Here is a 16,214-nt window from a genome sequence, read left to right as displayed (position 1 = left end):
CGCAATCGCGGAGGCTCGCATGTCTCGAATCGGACGCCGCGTCAGGCTGGTCGCCACCGCCTCCATCGTCCTCGGTCTGGCGTATCCGACGCGGCCGGCGAATGCCGCGTCGGCGGTGACCGTCAACGGCGGCACGACCTACCAGAAGATCGACGGGTTCGGTGTGTCCGAAGCCTTCGGCCAGGCCAACTCGATCCGCAACGCGGCGGGCGCGACGCGGCAGCAGGCGCTGGACCTGCTGTTCAGCACGACCAAGGGCGCCGGGTTCAGCATTCTGCGCAGCATCATCCCCTCGGGTGGCGACTCCATCGAGCCGAACTCCCCGGGCAGCCCCTCGGCGACCCCCAAGTACGTCTGGAACGGCAGCAGCGACGCGCAGGACCAAGGGCAGGTGTGGCTGGCCAGGCAGGCGAAGACGTACGGCGTCACGGGGTTCTACAACGACGCCTGGAGCGCGCCGGGGTTCATGAAGACCAACGGCAGCGAGTCCAACGGCGGTTCGTTGTGCGGCACCCCGGGAGCCTCATGCGGTTCAGGGGACTGGCGGCAGGCCTACGCCAACTATCTGGTCCAGCACGCGAAGTTCTGGGCCTCGGCCGGCCTCACCCCGTCCGCGGTCGGCTTCGTGAACGAGCCGACCCTGAGCACGAGCTACTCCAGCATGCTGGTGAACCCGGCGCAGGCCGCGAGCTTCCTGTCGGTGTTCGGCCCCGCAATGAAGGCCTCCGGCCTGACCACCAAGGTCGCGTGCTGTGACGCCCTCGGCTTCAACAACCTCCCCGGCTATGTCAGTGCCGTACAGGGCGACCCGGCCGCGAACTCCGGCGTCGGGCTGTTCACCGGCCACGGCTACTCGGGCGCGCCGGCATCCCCGATCGGCACCGGCGGCCGGCCGCTCTGGGAGTCCGAGTGGTCGGTGAACGGGAGCACGTGGACCACCGCGTGGGACGACGGCAGCGAAGGCTCCGGGTTCACCTGGGCGCAGCGCGTCCACACGGGCATGACCCAGGCCGATCTCAGCGCGTTCCTGTACTTCTGGGGAGTCAGCTCGACCAGCCACGACAGCTCGCTGATCGGGTTGAGCGGCGCGACACTGACACCGTCCAAGCGGTACTACGCGCTGGCCGGCTATAGCCGGTTCATCCGCCCGGGCGCGACCCGGATCTCGGCCACCACCGGGGACGGCGCCCTCAAGGTCTCCGCCTACAAGAACACCGACGGCTCCGTCGCCATCGTGGTCCTCAACACCGGAACGACCGGCACGTCGGCCACCTACACGCTGTCCGGCACCGGCCTGTCGACCGGAACCGTGACCCCCTACCTGACCAATGGGAGCAACAGCACCACCCGGCAGGGCACGATCGCCCTGAGCGGTGGCGCCTTCACCGCGACCGTCCCCGCACGGTCCCTCGTCACCTACCAGATCGGCTGAGAACGACACCGAACCTACGGCGTCGGTGTGGTCTTTCCCGACGAGCAGGTGTTGCGGGTGAGTGAGGTGCCCGCCGGACAGCCGTACCGGCGGACGCTCGCGACGATCTTGTTCAGCTCGGCGTCGGTGAGCCCGCCGCGGACACCACGGTCGGCGAAGACGGTGAACATCAGCGGGCCGGACGTCGCCGCGTTCTTGACCGCCGCCATGGCGATCGTCTCGACGAGGGCATGCGGCGGCGTGCAGGCGTCCTGTCGCGCGGTGGTGGTCACTTTGAACGACACGCGCGCCGCCGTGATGCCGCGCATCGTGACGGTGCCGGCCGGACCGGGCTCGGACTTCGGCGGGTGCGGCGGTGTGTCGACACCGCCGTAGAGGGCCGACACCCACTTACGGGCCTCCGTCTGCGCCGCGCCGGTAAGCGCCGGCATCTGATCGGCCCCCGGATTCGCCACCGGGTCCGAGCCGCCTCGAAGGCCGGTCTGCGCACGCGTGCACTTGCCGTTCCGGCTGTCGGCCACCGCGTTCTCACCGGCGTACACCTGCCCCTGGGAGTCCGCGACCCAAGATGACCAGTCGGGCGTCCGCACCTTCCATCTGGGCGGGACGTCGTACGCCACGCCCCACTTCGGCGCGAGGACGGCCTGCCAGCCTGGCGTCACCGGCTTCGGGTCCGACGGCACGCTCGCGGGGGTGGGTGTGGAGTGCGGCTTGCCACCTCCGAAGACACCGCTGAGGGCGACCGCCCCGCCCCCGAGCGTGACGCCCGCGACCACGACCGCCGCCACCGCGGTGAGGACGGCCTTGCGGCGGCGCGGGGGCGATGGTTCGACGGTCGTCGCCTCTTGCCCTCGGCCCCGCGTTTCGTTCGGCGCGGGCTGAGGCAGCCGGTCGGGTTCCGTCGGCATCGCCGAGTGGCGTGTGCCGTCGGAACCTCGGAGCAGGGCGGCGACGGCCGCCGCGCCGGCGGGGCGCTCGGCGGGGTCCTTGGCCAGCAGCTGCAGCGTCACCTTCTCCAGGGCCGCGGGCACGTCGGGGCGGCGGGCGCGCAGCGGGTCGGGGGCCTCGTTGAGATGCTGGTACATGAGGGCGGCCGCACCGGTGTCCCGCATGAACGGCGGCGCTCCGGTCAGCAACTCGTACAGGACACAACCAAGGGCGTACAGGTCGACGCGCGCGCTGAGCTCCCCACCGCGGAACTGTTCGGGCGCCATATAGAACGGTGTCCCGATGAAACCGCCAGTGGCCGTAAGCCGCGTTGTGGCGTCGGCGAGCCGGGCGATGCCGAAGTCGCAGATCTTCACCCGGCCGTCGCCCAGCAGGAACAGATTGGCCGGCTTGATGTCCCGGTGAACGATGCCGTGCGCATGCGCGGCGGCCAGCGCGTCGGCGGTCTGCGTGGCGAGCGTGACCGCCTGGCCGATCGGCAGGCCACCGGGGTACCCTGCCAGGAGCGCGCCAAGGTCCTGTCCGGTGAGCAGCTCCATGACGAGAAACAGCAGACGTCCTTGTTCGGACGGGTGCTCATCGACATCGAAGATCACAGTGATGCCGGGATGCTGGAGAGCCGCGGTGGTCTCGGCCTCACGCCGGAACCGCTCAGCCGCGGTCTGGTCGGCCGCCAGTCCGACGGGCAGAATCTTGATCGCGATCGGTCGCCGCAACCGCAGGTCGATGCCGCGCCACACTTCGCCCATGCCGCCGGCACCGATCGGTTCCTCGAGCCGGTATCGGCCGCACAGTTCCACTCCGCGCCGCAGGCCCGAGTCGCCGCGCAAGACGCCTCCCAATGGTCGTGATCAGCTACTCGCAGGACATTCCACCAGAACCTCACAGCTCCCGCAGGCATCGGCACAACGGATGCGGCACTACAGCGCCGTCGAAGTGCTCATTTCCAGACGGCCTTCTGCAGGATGTGCTCGAGATCGGGCGTATCCCAGTTGTCGACGATCAGGACCTTCGGATCTGACATGTACCAGACGCGTTCGGTGAAAGAGACCCCGGCCGCGGGCCCGGTCCCCTGGCCGCTGCGCTGGTAGCAGTCGATCCGCCATTGGCGGTAGGCCGCGCTCCGGCCGCCGATCGGCTTATGGCCCTGGGCCATCAGCCGGGCGCCGCCGCCGTCCTGGTCGATCACCAGGTTCGGATGGCCGGGGCAGTCGCGATTGTCGCCGTCCTGAGTGAACTGCGTGCCGACCGGCTTGTCCACGTCGAACGGCCTGGCCCCCAGGAACATGGTGGCCTTGTCGTACGCGACCGAGAAACCCGGACACGACGTGTCACCCGAGGGCACCGACACGCACTCTCCAGAGGTCGGCTTTCCGGGGAGCCGGACGTCGAACAGGTCGGGGTTGTACGTCGGAGCGATCCGCTGCCACGTGGTGGGGGCGGCGATGGTGAACCGCCCCAGGGAGACCTGCCTGGCCGGCTCGGCGCTGGGACTGGCGCTCGGTACGTCGACCTTCTTGGCGGCATGAGACTCCGGTACGACGAGTCGCCGCAGTGCCGCGGTCAGGTCGGCGGGGGTGCGGACGAATCGCGGAGCCGGCGCTCCGGCCGCCGAGGCCATCCGGGCCAGGCCATCGCGTTCGCCCGCCGGCGTCTTGTAGCCGACGAATCGGAAGTCGAGGCGTACCTTTGCCGCCTTCACCTCCTGCTGGATCATTCTTCGGAGAGCGTCCTGGTCGTGGGTGCAGGCGTCAGTGCCGTGGCCGGTTACGACGATGATCCGATTGATCTTCCGGCCGCGGAACGGGTAGCGGCCCGAGAAGTCATGGATCGCGGCCGATATGCCACCGTGCAACGTGGCCAAGCCGGTTGGAGTGATCTTGTGAGCCGACTCGCCTATCCGCCGGCCGTGGCCGGTGCCGGAGCCCACCACCTGAACGGTGTTGTGCCGGTCGTCGCAGGCGCCGCCGAACCGCCGCAGCGACAGCGCGTCGTCGTGCCCGGCGTTCTGGGCCGCCACCCCGACGGCATCGGCGACGGCGCCGAAGCCACCGTGGCCCGCGCCCGAGGCCGACGCCGACGCGTCGACTAAGAAGGCGGTGCGGATGTCCGGGATGGCGCGAAACACCGCGTACGCCCCCGCCCCGACGGCGATCAGGACGACCGCGACGACCGCCGTGATCACGCGCCGCCTTCTTCGGCGGGGCCGTTCGATCGCCGCGTTCACGGCGCCGCGGGGAAGGTCGGGCGGACGCCGGCGAGTGCATTGTTCATGGCCTGGACCTCACCCTGGTGATCGGCGCGACATCCGGCATCGACGCCCCCGTTCGATACGAATCGTGACTCGACGATAACGCTCGGCTGCCCCCGGCAACCCCCGTACGGTGACGGCCGATTGCGGCCATCCGCACCGCGCATCCAGCGAAGATCTACGCATCATCGGACGTTCACGCTCCGGCCGATCCCCGGTGACGGCGATTTGATCTTCAACCGCTTCACTCCCCGTGCGCTTCCTCATGATCGGGAGATGGGCGATGACGCAGGACCTGGGACGGCGGACCTTCCTGACGGCGACCGGCGCGATGGCCACCATGGCCGCGATCGGCACGCCCGCGTACGCGACGGAGGACGCCCGCGACGCGGCCACCGCCGACGAGTACGTGGACGTGCAGCTCCTCAACATCACCGACCTGCACGGCTACCTGCACGGCAGCAGCGTCATCACCGGCGCCGGCGGCTCGCGCTACACCGTCGGCGGTGTCGGCTACCTCGCCGCCCACCTGAACCGGCTCCGCGACGGCCGGCGCAACTCGATCTTCTTCGGCCCGGGCGACATGTTCTCCGGGTGGGAGTTCGACGCCGAGAGCGTCGCCGACGAGTCGACCGTCGAGGCGCTCAACCGCATGGACTTCCGGTTCAGCTCCGCCGGCAACCACGAGTTCGACAAGTCGCCGGCGTTCCTCACCGCGCACATGGAGCGCGGGATCCCGTTCCCCGAGATCGGCTGGGACGACGAGTTCGCCGACTCGACCGGCCGCCGGTTCCGGGGCGCGAGGTTCCGGTACTACAGCGCCAACGTCGTGTGGTCGGCGACCGGCCGGACGGTCGTCCCGCCGTACAACATCGAGTGGGTGGACGCCGGGTACGGGCGCCGCATCCCGATCGGGTTCATCCACCTCACGGCGTTCGGCACGGAGACCTTCCCGGCGTCGTTCCAGCCCGCGCTGAAGACGCTCGACGAGGTCGAGACGGTCAACCGGTACGCCGCCCTCCTGAAGGCGCGCGGCGTCAACGCGATCATCCTGAGCATGCACGACGGAGCCGTCGCGGGCAGCGACTTCAACAGCGGCAGCGACCCGTCCGGCCCGGCGTACGACCTGGCCCGGCAGGTGTCCCCGGACATCGACGCGATCGTCACCGGGCACTGGCACTGCCGGTTCAACATGATGGTCCCCGACCCGAACGGCGTCCCGCGCCCCTTCGTCGAGGCCGGCTGCAACGGCCAGCTGATCAACGAGATCGACCTGCGGCTCGACCGCCGTACGGGCAAGGTCATCCGCGAACTCACGGTCTCCACCAACCACGCCGTCACCCAGGACGTGACGCCGGACCCGGAGCTGCAGGAGGTCGCCGACCACTGGCTCGACTTCGCCACCAAGCGGGGCCAGACCTCGATCGGCCGGGTCACCGCGTCGTTCACGCGCACCCGGAACACCGCCGGCGAGAGCACGATGGGCGACCTAGCCGCCGACTGGGCGTACTGGGCGGCCCGGCAGCCGATCGACCCGATCAACGACGGCAACACACACCGGAACGTCCCCGCCGACCTCGCGCTGATCGCCATCGCGCCGCGCGTCGGCCAGGGCGTCGTCGGCGGCGACCTGGTCCCGGCCGCGCCGGACGGGTCGATCACCCTCGCGCAGGCGTTCAAGGCCGTGGGGTACGGCGACCCGGTCGTCACCGCGACCGTCACCGGGCAGCAGATCCACGACGCGCTGGAGCAGCAGTGGACCGCCGGCGCCGACGGCAAGGTCGTGTACGCGCCGTTCGCGGTCTCCCGCAACGTCCGCTACACGTACGACGCGAGCAAGCCCGCCGGCGACCGGGTCGACCCCACCGACGTGCTCATCGACGGCAAGCCGCTGGATGTCGAGCGGAGCTACCGGCTCGCGACGATGGCCTACACGTTCGTCCAGGGCGACGGGTACCCCGCGCTGGCCGAGTACGACCGGCCGTACCGCAGCATCCGCGACTTCGAGAGCTTCGTGAAGTTCGTCCGCAGCCAGAAGGTGCTGACCCCGGCCCCGCTGAACCGCGTCACGGCCGAGAACGCCGGCTTCGCCGCCCGCGCCGTCGAAGTCCCGCCCACCCCGTCCGACGAGCCCCGGACCGGCAACAACCTCATTTACGGCGACTTCCAGATTCCCTGCTGAGGGGTTCCGGGCCGTTTCAGTAATACAAATAGGTCGAGCGGCTCGCGAATTATTCACGCGAATGGCCGGCCAGGAAATACCTGGCCGGCCATTCGCCGAACCCGCTCCGGCGGCTGGTTTCGAACCAGCATGACGCGGTTAACAGCCGCGCATCCTGCCGTTGGATGACACCGGAATGGTGGCGCAGGTGGGATTTGAACCCACGATCTCTAGCTTATGAGACTAGCGGGGACGGCCGAACTCCCCTACTGCGCTCCGCGTGACCCCTGCGGGACTCGAACCCGCTTCCTGGAATTGAAAGTCCCAGGACCTAACCCATGGTCGAAGGGGCCATGACACGTAGCCCGTGCCGGAATCGAACCGGCGCCGCCCGGTAGAGAGCCGGGAGTCCTCACCACTGGACCAACGGGCCTTGAAACGGAGGCTCCTTATCCAGCCGGATGCCTCACGCGTGCGTACCGCCCCAGGGATTCGAACCCTGAACCTTCCGGTCCTGAACCGGACGCCTCTGCCGTTGGGCCAGGGCGGCATGGAATATCTATTGAATTGTCAAGGAGCGTCCCGTCGACGTGACGGTCGTCCCGCATGGGCGGCAGGAGTCGAACCTACTTTTCACCGACTTTGGAGGACGGTCGCCTATCCGTTGGCTCGCCCACAAGAAAAGGCCGCCGGGGTATCCACCGGGCGGCCTCTGGACAGAGCATCGTCTCTCTATCCGGAGCACTCCCAGAGGACGCCGCGCAGATTACCCGGCTCGGACCGCCATTCCCATGAGGCGGTGAGCGTCGAGCTCATCATGATGGACATCCTTCCTCGTTCCGTTCTGCTTCAATGATAGGAATTCTGGCGGCGGGTACAACATATTTTCCCCGCGCCTTTGGTCAGTCGGCGGCTACGGTGTCCTCGGCCACGGCGAGGGCCATCGCCATCACGCTGACCTGCGGGTTCACCTCCGGGCAGGTGGGCAGCGCCGACGCGTCGGCGACGTACACGCCGGTCACGCCGCGGAGCCGGCCTTCGGGGGTGACCGGCGCCAGTTCCGCGTCGACGCCCATGCGCGCCGTGCCGGTCGGGTGGAAACCGGCGAGGTGGACCTCTGCCATCGGCACCCCGGCGACGATCTCGGCGAGCTCGTCCTCGGTACGCGCGGCCGGGTGCCGCGCGACTCCTGTGAGCACCTCGGTGGCGCCGGCCGCGAACAGGATCCGGCCCATCGCCAGCATCGCGCGCCGCAGCTTGGACGCGTCCGCCCGCGCCAGGTCGTACCGCAATACCGGGGAGCGCCGCCCGTACACGCGGCCCGACGGCTCGTCGGCGATCATGGCGCCGATCACGGCGAGGTGGTCGGCGCGGTCGAGCTGGTCGCGGAGTGCCCGGCCCACCCCGGGCGGCGTGAACGAGCTCATGCCCGGCGGACCGGCCGTCGCCTCGATCAGCACCCCTTCGCCGTGCAGTTCCTCGACACCGACGCTCTGGAGCACGCCGTGCCACGACGTCACCGGTTCCTCGAAGCGTCCGGCGAGGCTGGTCGCCGGGTGCACGGTGAGGTTCCGGCCCAGCTGGGGATGGCGGCCCAGCCCGGACCGCCGCAGCAGCGGAGGGGTCTGTGTCGCGCCCGCGGCGACGACGACGAGCGGCGCGAGGATCTCGAACGCGGTCCCGTCCGGCCGCAGGGCCCGCACCCCGGCGGCACGCCCGCGCTCGGTGATGACGCGATCCGCCCGAGCGTGCGTGACGATCCGCGCCCCAGCCGCGCACGCCTGCGGGAGCGCGTTGAGGTGGACTCCGTTCTTCGCGTTGTGCGGGCAGCCGACGACGCACTGGCAGCAGCCGTCGCAGCCGGGAGCGTTACGCCGCAGCGGCGCGGCCCGCCAGCCGAGCCGCCGGGCGCCCTCCAGTACGAGCGTGCCGTTGCGGCCGATCGCCGCCATCGGCTGGGGCGCCACTTCCAGGGTGCGCTCGACCTCGTCGAGAAACCCGCCCAGCCGCTCGGTCGCCACGCCGAGGGCGGCCCAGCGGCGCAGCACCCGCTCGGGCGTGCGGTACGACGTACCGCAGTTGACCAACGTCGTGCCGCCGACGCCGCGCCCGGTCGGCAGCAGCACCGGCGGGTGGCCCAGCGTGAACGAAGCACCGCCGTCGCGGTACAGCTCCAGGAACCGGTCCAGCGGACGCCGCTCGCGGAACTCCGCGGCGGTGTAGCGCCGCCCTTCCTCGAGGATCACGACGGACAGGCCCGCACGCGCGAGGGACCGAGCGGCCATCGCGCCGCCCGCACCGGACCCCACGACGACCGCGTCCGCGGTGGCGCAGGTCGGCCATTCCGCCGACGGAACGCAGGTCAGCTCCGGGTCCGGGCGCCCAGCCGGGATCCCGCGTGCGAAGTCCTCTTCCAGACGGTCGGTACCGGCCGCCAGCAGCGCGGGCAGCTTCAGTGTCTCGACGAGTCGTGCGCCCGGCCCGCGCGACGCGACGATCGCGCAGACGGCCTCCCGGTGGGCGGCGTCCAGGCCGCCGAGCGGACGGCCGGTGAGCAGCCGGGCCGCCACGTCGAGGGCGTTCGCGCCCGCCCGCAGGCCAACCCGCGCCGGGCGCGGGAACGCCCGGGTGATGTCGTCGATCCGCGCGCACAGGCGCCGCAGCTCGTCCTCGTCATCGACGCCGAGCAGCGCCGCGGTCACGCCGGCGTGTACGCCGCGCGGCGCCACCGTCCCGCCCGCACCGACGCCGCGCGCCGTGCCCGGGAGGACCGCTGCCGCGTCGCCGGACACGCCCGTGCCGCCGGGCACCGTGCTCCCGGAGACTGGCGCCGCGTCGCCGGGCCCGTCCGCGCGCCGCGTCATCGCAGCCCCACTTCGGCGTGGGCCGTACCGTCCAGGCGCCAGCGTCGTTCGGTCAGCCAGCGTGACCCGCTTCGGCGCAGCAACGTGATGACGGCGTCGGCGCGTTCGCTGTTGTGGCACGTCGCCGCCCGGCCGTCCGGGTCGGTGTAGTCGACCGCGACGGTCTCCGCCTGCGGGAGGGTGACCTCGACGGTGACCGCCCGGTCGCGCGATCGCGCGCGCACCCTCCAGGAGGGCAGCCCGACGTCGGCCCGCGCGCGCAGCGCGGTGAGCAGCGGATCGCCATCGGACCAGTCCATGCCGTCCACCCGCAGCCGTACGAACGGGAGCGGACGCAGGCGGTCGAGGAGCTTGCGGGTCGATACGGCGGCGACCACCTCGCAGACGTCGCCGTCTCCGAGGTCGGCGTGCAGCCACGCCCAGCGTTCGGCGTTGCCGTGGCCGTAGATGCGGGCCGAGCCGCCCGGCGCGCCGCGCAGCTCCAATACCCGGTCACCGCAACGGACGGTTCCGTCGTAGCGCGCCGTCGGTGCGGGCACGATCTGCGCCGCCGGCAGCGCCTCGCGGCGCCACGCCCAGCGGGGGAAGGTGTACAGCGGTGCTCCGCCGCCGGACGTGGTGAGGTCCCACGACAGGGTCCCCGCGCGACCGCTCAGGCGGTCGGCGGTCGCCTCCACACCGGCGCAGGAGAATCCGGCTGGGACCGCCGCGCCCTCAGCCTCCCGACCGGCGGAGACCTTCGCGTCCCCGGCCTCCCAGCCTCCGGAGGCCGCCGCCACCAGGGATGTCGGCTCGGCGGTCGGGGTACCGCCCGGTGCCGCCCAGGTTTCCGGGCCGAAGCGCTCGAGCACCGGCCGCTCGCCCGGTGGGAACAGCGCCACCCAGCCGTGCCCTCGGGCCGGCGCGCCGTCGCTGGGGGCGACCAGCTCGTGATGCAGCCACACTCCGGTGCCGGTGGCCGGGTCGGTGAGCGTCGTGTACCAGACCTCCAGCCGCCCCGGCTGCCCGCGCCACCGGCTGCGGAACAGCTCCGCGGCGTCGTACGCCACCGCGCGTCCGGCACTCGCCCGAGCATCGCTCCGGCGTCCGGCACCCGCCCGAGCATCGCTCCGGCGATCGGCACTCGCCCGAGGATCGCTCCGGCGATCGGCGCCCGCCCGAACGTCGCTCCGGCGATCGGCGCCCGCCTGGTCGGTGCGCGGCAGGCGGAACCCCGCGACGAAGCTCGCCAGGTCGCGGAGGTCGAACCGCAGCCGCGCCTCCGCGACCACGCCCCCGTCGGCGTCGGTGATGGTGACGGGCAGGTAGGTCATCGAGTGCACCGGGCGGCGGTAGCTGACCGACTTCCACCCGTCGAGGAACATCGCCCTGCCGTCCACGGTCCGGAATTCCATGCGGTAGCGAATGCGCCGGGCCGCGATGGGTGCCACCCGCAGCACGCCGGTCGCGTACGGGTCGTCGGCCCATCCGGGAACCAGCACCCGCCCGGTGAGCATGCCCTCCGTGTCACCCCAGGGCCGCAGCGGCTCCGGCAGGTCGGCGTGGAGCTCCAGCCGCATGGGCCGGTCCTCTCCGTCGAGCCGTACGCCGCCCGTCATCACCTCCTGAAAGGTGGTGTGCCGCCTGCGCCGATCGCGGGGCACGCGCGGTCGAGCCCGGTCTTGATCCTCCTGAGCCGTGCGGCCGGACAGCGGGCCGTTCATGCGGGTGCCTCCTGTGATCGGTCGCCCGGGACGGACGCGAGCATGAGCTCCTGCGTCCGTGCGAAGTACTCCCGCGCGGCGGTCCGCGCGCCGTCGGGACGACCCGCCTGGATCTCGCGGATGACCGGGTCGATCCGCGCCGCCGACTCCACCGGATCGGCGAACGCGTGCTGGAACGCCTCCCGGACCTCCATGTAGGCGTTCAGCAAAGCGTTCACCATGAGCCGGTACACCCGGTTGCGGGAGGCGGCGGCGATGACCCGGTGGATCTCGCACTCGATCGCCTGGGCGGCGGCCGCGTCCGGCGCCGAGCGCAACTCCTCCCTGAGCGCGCCGAGCCGCCCGCGGTGTTCCTCGTCGGCGTTCGCCGCCGCACTCCCCGCGATCAGCGCACCCACCTCCCGCCGCGCCTCGAAGATCTCTTCCATCCACTCCGCGCCCGCGGCGTTGACGAGCATGGGCAGCAACTCGGGGCCGCCGAGGCTCTCGTAGTCGCGCACGCGGGTGCCGACACCGTGCTTGGTCTCCAGCAGCCCGGCCTGGACCAGCCGGACCAGCGCGTGCTTGAGCGAGGTGCGCGTGACCTGGTAACCGCCGGCCAGCTCCCGTTCGGGCGGCAGATAGGAGCCTGGCGGGTACCGGCCGCTCAGCACGTCGTCGCGCAGCCGGTCGACCAGCGCGTCGACGACGGTGTCCCGGGGAATGGCGGCGGTCATGGGCGGCTCCTCGTGTCGGCCCGGCGTACGGCGGGAGAGAGCCGGTCATCGCTCCCTCGACCCAGGAGGATGAGTGGATCAGCCACTCACCCTCTCCGCTGAGATTCGCAGCCGCGACCGCCGTACGTCAAGAGCACGCCTTCCAGGGCGGCCGGGCGGCCGCGCGTCGTCTCCGCCTCATCCAAGGGGCGAGAGTCGCGGCGAGCCGCAGTGTGGGCAAAGCAGTCTTGACCTGGCCTGACTTGCGATCATTCGAACATCAGTTCGATGATGGCCGTATGCATGACGCCCGACCGCTCGACCACTACCCGCCCGGCTCTCACCGGATCGAGGCCCGCGACTCCTGGGTCTGGATCCACCACAAGGGGGCCTGGCGTAGGGGCGCGATCCACTGCTGGTACGTCCATGGCGAGACGTGGATGGCCTGGATGCAGCACGATGATCCCACCCCGGACGTCCCGTGGTCGGCGTGGGGCCTGTACCTCTACGACGGGGTCACCATCAGGCGCCGGCACGCCCCGGCGGCCACGGCCAGCGTCGAGATCCCGGCGGGCGACGCGCGCCGAGAGCGGATCACCGCACTACTCCGCGACACCGGCTACAGCGTCGAACCGTACCGCCGGACCTCCGGCGACCCGAGGACACTGCTCATCTACTGAGGTCGCCACACGGCCGGACGACCACGCGGCTCAGTCGAACAGTTCGTCGATGGACTGCGCATTGGCGGCCATGCGGACCCACTTCTCCAACTGCGACGGATCGACGCAGCCCTCGATCCGAGTACGCGCCTCATCAGGGACGATGACTCCGTGAGCCGTGCACCATGGCCGACAAAACGGCCAATTCGGGAGTATTGGCGACTTCCTTAAGGTCGGTCACCGCAGGGATGACTTCCGGGCGCGCCACCAACGGCCTGAGTATCCAGCCGGGATGACATTAATATTGCCATTTCCGGCGGGCGATGAGTCGTGAAGACCTGTGACGCGGGGTCGCGGCCGCTCCGTTTGGGGAGTGGTAGGTGGGTAGGACCGCCAATATGCCGATGCTCGTGGGGACGTCCGGGTGGCAGTACACGCACTGGCGTGACGTGCTGTACCCCACGGGGTTGCCTCAGCGCGTGTGGCTGGAGCGCTTCACCGAGTGTTTCGAGACGGTGGAGAACAACAACGCCTTCTACCGGCTGCCGAGCCGCGAGGTCTTCGCCGGGTGGCGGGAGCGTACGCCGCCTGGGTTCGTGATGGCCGTGAAGGCGAGCCGGTATCTGACGCACATCAAGCGGCTGAAGGATCCGGAAGAGCCGGTGGACCGGCTGATGAACGCGGCCGGTGGACTGGGCGACAAACTCGGCCCGGTCCTCGTCCAGTTGCCGCCGACGCTCCAGGTCGACGTCGAACGCCTGACCCGCTGCCTGCGCCGCTTCCCGCCCGGCGTACGGGTCGCCGTGGAGCCCCGTCACCCCTCCTGGTGGACCGACGAGGTACGGGACGTGCTGGTACGGCACGGTGCCGCGCTGTGCTGGGCCGACCGGCTGGGCAGACCGCTGATCCCGCTGTGGCGGACGGCGGACTGGGGATACCTCCGGCTCCACGAGGGCGCCGCGACGCCGTGGCCGGACTACGGCGACCAGGCGCTGCGGTCCTGGGTCCGGCGGCTCGCCGAGACCTGGGACGACGACGCCGACGCGTACGTCTACTTCAACAATGACCCGGGCGGGGCGGCCGTACGTGATGCCGCGCGGTTCGCCGAGTTCGCCCGGCAGGCGGGCCGGCGCGTGACCCGGACCCCGGCGCTCGCCACACGGTGACGCCAGATCACCGCGGGCGACGGGAAGCCGCCGGTCGGGCGGTAACGGGTCACCAGGTCACGGGCAGGGCGGAGAAGCCGCCGGTCAGGCGGTCGTTGCGCTGGGGCAGTTCCTCGAGCGGCACGGTCAGGCGCAGGTCGGGGAACCGCTGGAAGAGCGTGCCGAAGACGACCCGTAGCTCGACCCGGGCGAGGTTCGCGCCCAGGCAGTAGCGGATGGCGTAGCCGAAGCCGAGGTGCGGCTGGGTCTCGCGGCCGATGTCGAACCGCTCGGGGTCGACGAAGACGCTCTCGTCGCGGTTGGCGGCCGAGGTCACGAGGACGCAGAGCTCCCCGGCCTCGATCCGTACGCCGTCGATCTCGACGTCCTCGCGGGCGTACCGGCCGAGGCCGTGGTCGTTCGGCGAGCCCAGGCGCATGATCTCCTCGACGGCCGCGGGTGCCAGCCCCGGGTCGCGCTTCAGCGCCTCCAGCTGTTCGGGGTTGTGCAGCAGCAGCACGACCCCGCCGTCGATGCGGTTGACGGTCGTCTCGTGTCCGGCGAACAGCAGCCCGCCCGCGATGGTCGCGATCTCCTCGTCGGGCAGGTCGGCCGTTGCCAGGTCGGAGTAGACGTCCTCGCCCGGGTGGTCCCGCTTGGTCTTGACGATGCCGTGTGAGTACTCCTCCATGGCCGTACGGGCGGCGGCGGACCGGTCCGGATCGGTCAGGTCCGTCATCTCCTCGGCGAGCGCGCGGAAGTGGTCGCGGTCGGCGAGCGGGACGCCGAGCAGCTCACAGATGACCTGGATCGGCAGCGGCACCGACAGCGACGCGTGCAGGTCCGTCGGCGGGCCCTGCTCTTCCATTCGGTCGAGCAGGCCGTCGACCAGCTCCTGGACGTGCCCGGACAGGGCCCGCATCCGGCGCGCCGAGAACGCCGGCGCGAGCAGCCGCCGCATCCGGTCGTGCACGTCTTTCTCGGTGGCGTAGTCACCGTTCGGGCCGCCGGTGAGGGCGGAGTTCGACACGCGCGGGGCGTTGTCGGGGTCGGGGTGGGAACGGCCGAAGCGCTCGTCGGCGAAGATCGCTCGCACCTGTTCGTACCCGGTCACGAGCCACGCCTCGTCGCCGGTCCGAGTGTGGACCCTCGTGATCGGCGCTTTGGCGCGCAGCGCGCCGTACGCGGCGGAGATGTCCAGCACGCTGGAACGTTCGAACGGCAGCCGTGGAAGGTCGGCCATGGGGCGACATCCCTTTCCCCGAGGTCACAGTTAATTCCCACCGTCGCACCCGTAATGCCTTGTGTCAATGCGTGGAAAGTCACGAAAGGCGGCTATCCGCCGATGATCAGGCGACCTATCGTCAGCCGCCTGACCTCGGACCTCAGGAAAGGGCGTTTCCTTGACTTCTCCCCCAGCCGAAGCAGGGCGATTCAACCCTTGCGGGTTGAGTTTTCTGCTTCACGACCCGTTGCCGACCCGGCTAACCAGCGTGGGACGGAGTGCCGCCCATCGGTCTTACACAGGCTCCACAGACGTAACTTCCCGCCAGCCCGGCGGTAGGCCCGAAGGGCTTGGTTCTCGCACGTCGGACACAAATCAAACTACCATCCGCCACCAGAGATGCACACATGGTTACGAAAATTCGCCGAGACGAATCTTTAGGTCCTTACACACTGCTACTGCGGAAGTTGAAGCTTCCTCCGCCTGCGCGGCCAGATCCAGGCCGCGCTGAGCCGGCAGTTCGCCAAGTGGATGGCCGCGATGCTCGACAACGGACAGCGCTGGAACAACTGGCCGTACACGACGGTGCCGGTGAAGGTGGTCGGCTGGGCCGTACGGAACCGCAGCACGCTCCAGTGGAGCGACAACTCCGTCGACGTCTATGTCAATGACATCAACGAGAACGCCCCGCAGTGCGCCGCTCCGTGCGGCCGCTTCTTCCACCAGGACGGCAACTACTCCGGCTGCCCCGGCGGCGCCGCCCGGCACTACGACCTGTCGCTCTGGCTGACGTCCGGCTTCAACGGCGGAGCGGGCGGCGACTGGGGTCAGCGGATCGGCAGCGAGTACTTCACGAGCAACCTGAACACCGACAACATCCACATCCTGCTGCACGAGATGGGCCATACGTTCGGGCTGGACGACTTCTACGACTGGACGCCGACCGGCCAGTGCTGCTTCCTGATGAAGGCGGGAACGGCGACCCAGATCACCGAGTTCGACAAGTGGATGTTCCGCGACTGGTGGCGTCATCTCAAGAACCGCTACGGCCGCTGACCGGCCCCTGCGATTTCGCTTATAAGCCGCTACAGCCGCTGAAGGCCCCGGCGCCGTACGCGACCGCGCCGGGGC

The 16,214-nt window shown here is 70.5% G+C and carries 11 protein-coding genes and 6 tRNA genes; 5 read left to right on the top strand and 12 right to left on the bottom strand.

All coding sequences use genetic code 11. The annotated features are described in order from the left end of the window. The first annotated feature begins 19 nt into the window (after positions 1-19). Entirely contained in the window at positions 20-1,432 is a 1,413-nt protein-coding gene (locus tag ACYVF7_RS11780) for a glycoside hydrolase family 30 protein (protein ID WP_460338789.1), read from the top strand. A 14-nt stretch (positions 1,433-1,446) separates the two neighbouring features. On the opposite strand, the gene ACYVF7_RS11775 is transcribed toward ACYVF7_RS11780, so the two are convergent. Together ACYVF7_RS11775 and ACYVF7_RS11770 are read right to left on the bottom strand one after the other, a co-directional pair. Beyond that, positions 1,447-3,210 carry a serine/threonine-protein kinase gene (locus ACYVF7_RS11775; protein ID WP_460338787.1) on the bottom strand — a complete coding sequence of 588 codons (1,764 nt, stop codon included), beginning with the start codon at positions 3,208-3,210 and terminating at the stop codon, positions 1,447-1,449. 110 nt (positions 3,211-3,320) lie between these two features. Further along, the gene (locus ACYVF7_RS11770; protein ID WP_460338785.1) at positions 3,321-4,565 is read right to left on the bottom strand and encodes a hypothetical protein; all 1,245 of its coding nucleotides are present in this window, start codon (positions 4,563-4,565) and stop codon (positions 3,321-3,323) included. A gap of 349 nt (positions 4,566-4,914) precedes the next feature. Between ACYVF7_RS11770 and ACYVF7_RS11765 the strand changes: the two genes are divergently transcribed. Further along, a complete protein-coding gene (locus ACYVF7_RS11765) occupies positions 4,915-6,813 on the top strand; it encodes a bifunctional metallophosphatase/5'-nucleotidase (RefSeq protein WP_460338783.1) in 1,899 nt (632 codons plus the stop codon). A 104-nt stretch (positions 6,814-6,917) separates the two neighbouring features. On the opposite strand, the gene ACYVF7_RS11760 is transcribed toward ACYVF7_RS11765, so the two are convergent. The 9 genes from ACYVF7_RS11760 to ACYVF7_RS11720 all read right to left on the bottom strand — a co-directional run bounded on the left by ACYVF7_RS11760 (position 6,918) and on the right by ACYVF7_RS11720 (position 12,075). Further along, positions 6,918-6,988, bottom strand: a tRNA-Asn gene (locus tag ACYVF7_RS11760). Position 6,989: 1 nt separating this feature from the next. After that, positions 6,990-7,068 (bottom strand) — tRNA-Met (locus ACYVF7_RS11755). Between the two features lie 5 nt (positions 7,069-7,073). Beyond that, positions 7,074-7,145, bottom strand: a tRNA-Glu gene (locus tag ACYVF7_RS11750). 8 nt (positions 7,146-7,153) lie between these two features. Beyond that, positions 7,154-7,225, bottom strand: a tRNA-Glu gene (locus tag ACYVF7_RS11745). Positions 7,226-7,269: 44 nt separating this feature from the next. Beyond that, a tRNA-Leu gene (locus tag ACYVF7_RS11740) sits at positions 7,270-7,342 on the bottom strand. Between the two features lie 55 nt (positions 7,343-7,397). Further along, positions 7,398-7,469 (bottom strand) — tRNA-Trp (locus ACYVF7_RS11735). 225 nt (positions 7,470-7,694) lie between these two features. Continuing rightward, positions 7,695-9,656 carry a GMC family oxidoreductase gene (locus ACYVF7_RS11730; RefSeq protein ID WP_460338781.1) on the bottom strand — a complete coding sequence of 654 codons (1,962 nt, stop codon included), beginning with the start codon at positions 9,654-9,656 and terminating at the stop codon, positions 7,695-7,697. Beyond that, positions 9,653-11,359 (bottom strand): hypothetical protein, encoded by a 1,707-nt coding sequence (locus ACYVF7_RS11725; RefSeq protein ID WP_460338779.1) that lies wholly within the window; start codon positions 11,357-11,359, stop codon positions 9,653-9,655. Before ACYVF7_RS11725 ends, ACYVF7_RS11730 begins: the two co-directional genes overlap by 4 nt. Next, positions 11,356-12,075 (bottom strand): FadR/GntR family transcriptional regulator, encoded by a 720-nt coding sequence (locus tag ACYVF7_RS11720; RefSeq protein ID WP_460338777.1) that lies wholly within the window; start codon positions 12,073-12,075, stop codon positions 11,356-11,358. Before ACYVF7_RS11720 ends, ACYVF7_RS11725 begins: the two co-directional genes overlap by 4 nt. Before the next feature lie 278 nt (positions 12,076-12,353). Between ACYVF7_RS11720 and ACYVF7_RS11715 the strand changes: the two genes are divergently transcribed. Beyond that, positions 12,354-12,734, top strand: a complete 381-nt coding sequence (locus ACYVF7_RS11715; protein ID WP_460338775.1) for a hypothetical protein — start codon at positions 12,354-12,356, stop codon at positions 12,732-12,734. A 377-nt stretch (positions 12,735-13,111) separates the two neighbouring features. Next, positions 13,112-13,879, top strand: a complete 768-nt coding sequence (locus tag ACYVF7_RS11710) for a DUF72 domain-containing protein (protein ID WP_460338773.1) — start codon at positions 13,112-13,114, stop codon at positions 13,877-13,879. 49 nt (positions 13,880-13,928) lie between these two features. Here the strand turns inward: ACYVF7_RS11710 and ACYVF7_RS11705 are convergent, their stop codons facing one another. Next, entirely contained in the window at positions 13,929-15,101 is a 1,173-nt protein-coding gene (locus ACYVF7_RS11705) for a cytochrome P450 (protein ID WP_460338771.1), read from the bottom strand. A 522-nt stretch (positions 15,102-15,623) separates the two neighbouring features. Here ACYVF7_RS11705 and ACYVF7_RS11700 point away from each other — a divergent pair. Continuing rightward, positions 15,624-16,139, top strand: coding sequence for a hypothetical protein (locus ACYVF7_RS11700; protein ID WP_460338769.1), 516 nt, complete (start codon positions 15,624-15,626; stop codon positions 16,137-16,139). Positions 16,140-16,214 lie beyond the last annotated feature (75 nt).

It is taken from the genome of Actinoallomurus acanthiterrae, from assembly GCF_054775715.1.
The sequence above is the reverse complement of the archived record's forward strand: the minus strand, read 5'-3'. Positions and strand labels throughout refer to the sequence as shown.

What these genes read in the sequence shown, in the direction of transcription:
- ACYVF7_RS11780 (WP_460338789.1), top strand. Translation starts at nt 20, where the DNA reads ATGTCTCGAATCGGACGCCGCGTCAGGCTGGTCGCCACCGCCTCCATC.
- ACYVF7_RS11765 (WP_460338783.1), top strand. Translation starts at nt 4,915, where the DNA reads ATGACGCAGGACCTGGGACGGCGGACCTTCCTGACGGCGACCGGCGCG.
- ACYVF7_RS11730 (WP_460338781.1), bottom strand. Translation starts at nt 9,656, where the DNA reads ATGACGCGGCGCGCGGACGGGCCCGGCGACGCGGCGCCAGTCTCCGGG.
- ACYVF7_RS11725 (WP_460338779.1), bottom strand. Translation starts at nt 11,359, where the DNA reads ATGAACGGCCCGCTGTCCGGCCGCACGGCTCAGGAGGATCAAGACCGG.
- ACYVF7_RS11720 (WP_460338777.1), bottom strand. Translation starts at nt 12,075, where the DNA reads ATGACCGCCGCCATTCCCCGGGACACCGTCGTCGACGCGCTGGTCGAC.
- ACYVF7_RS11715 (WP_460338775.1), top strand. Translation starts at nt 12,354, where the DNA reads ATGCATGACGCCCGACCGCTCGACCACTACCCGCCCGGCTCTCACCGG.
- ACYVF7_RS11710 (WP_460338773.1), top strand. Translation starts at nt 13,112, where the DNA reads ATGCCGATGCTCGTGGGGACGTCCGGGTGGCAGTACACGCACTGGCGT.
- ACYVF7_RS11705 (WP_460338771.1), bottom strand. Translation starts at nt 15,101, where the DNA reads ATGGCCGACCTTCCACGGCTGCCGTTCGAACGTTCCAGCGTGCTGGAC.
- ACYVF7_RS11700 (WP_460338769.1), top strand. Translation starts at nt 15,624, where the DNA reads ATGCTCGACAACGGACAGCGCTGGAACAACTGGCCGTACACGACGGTG.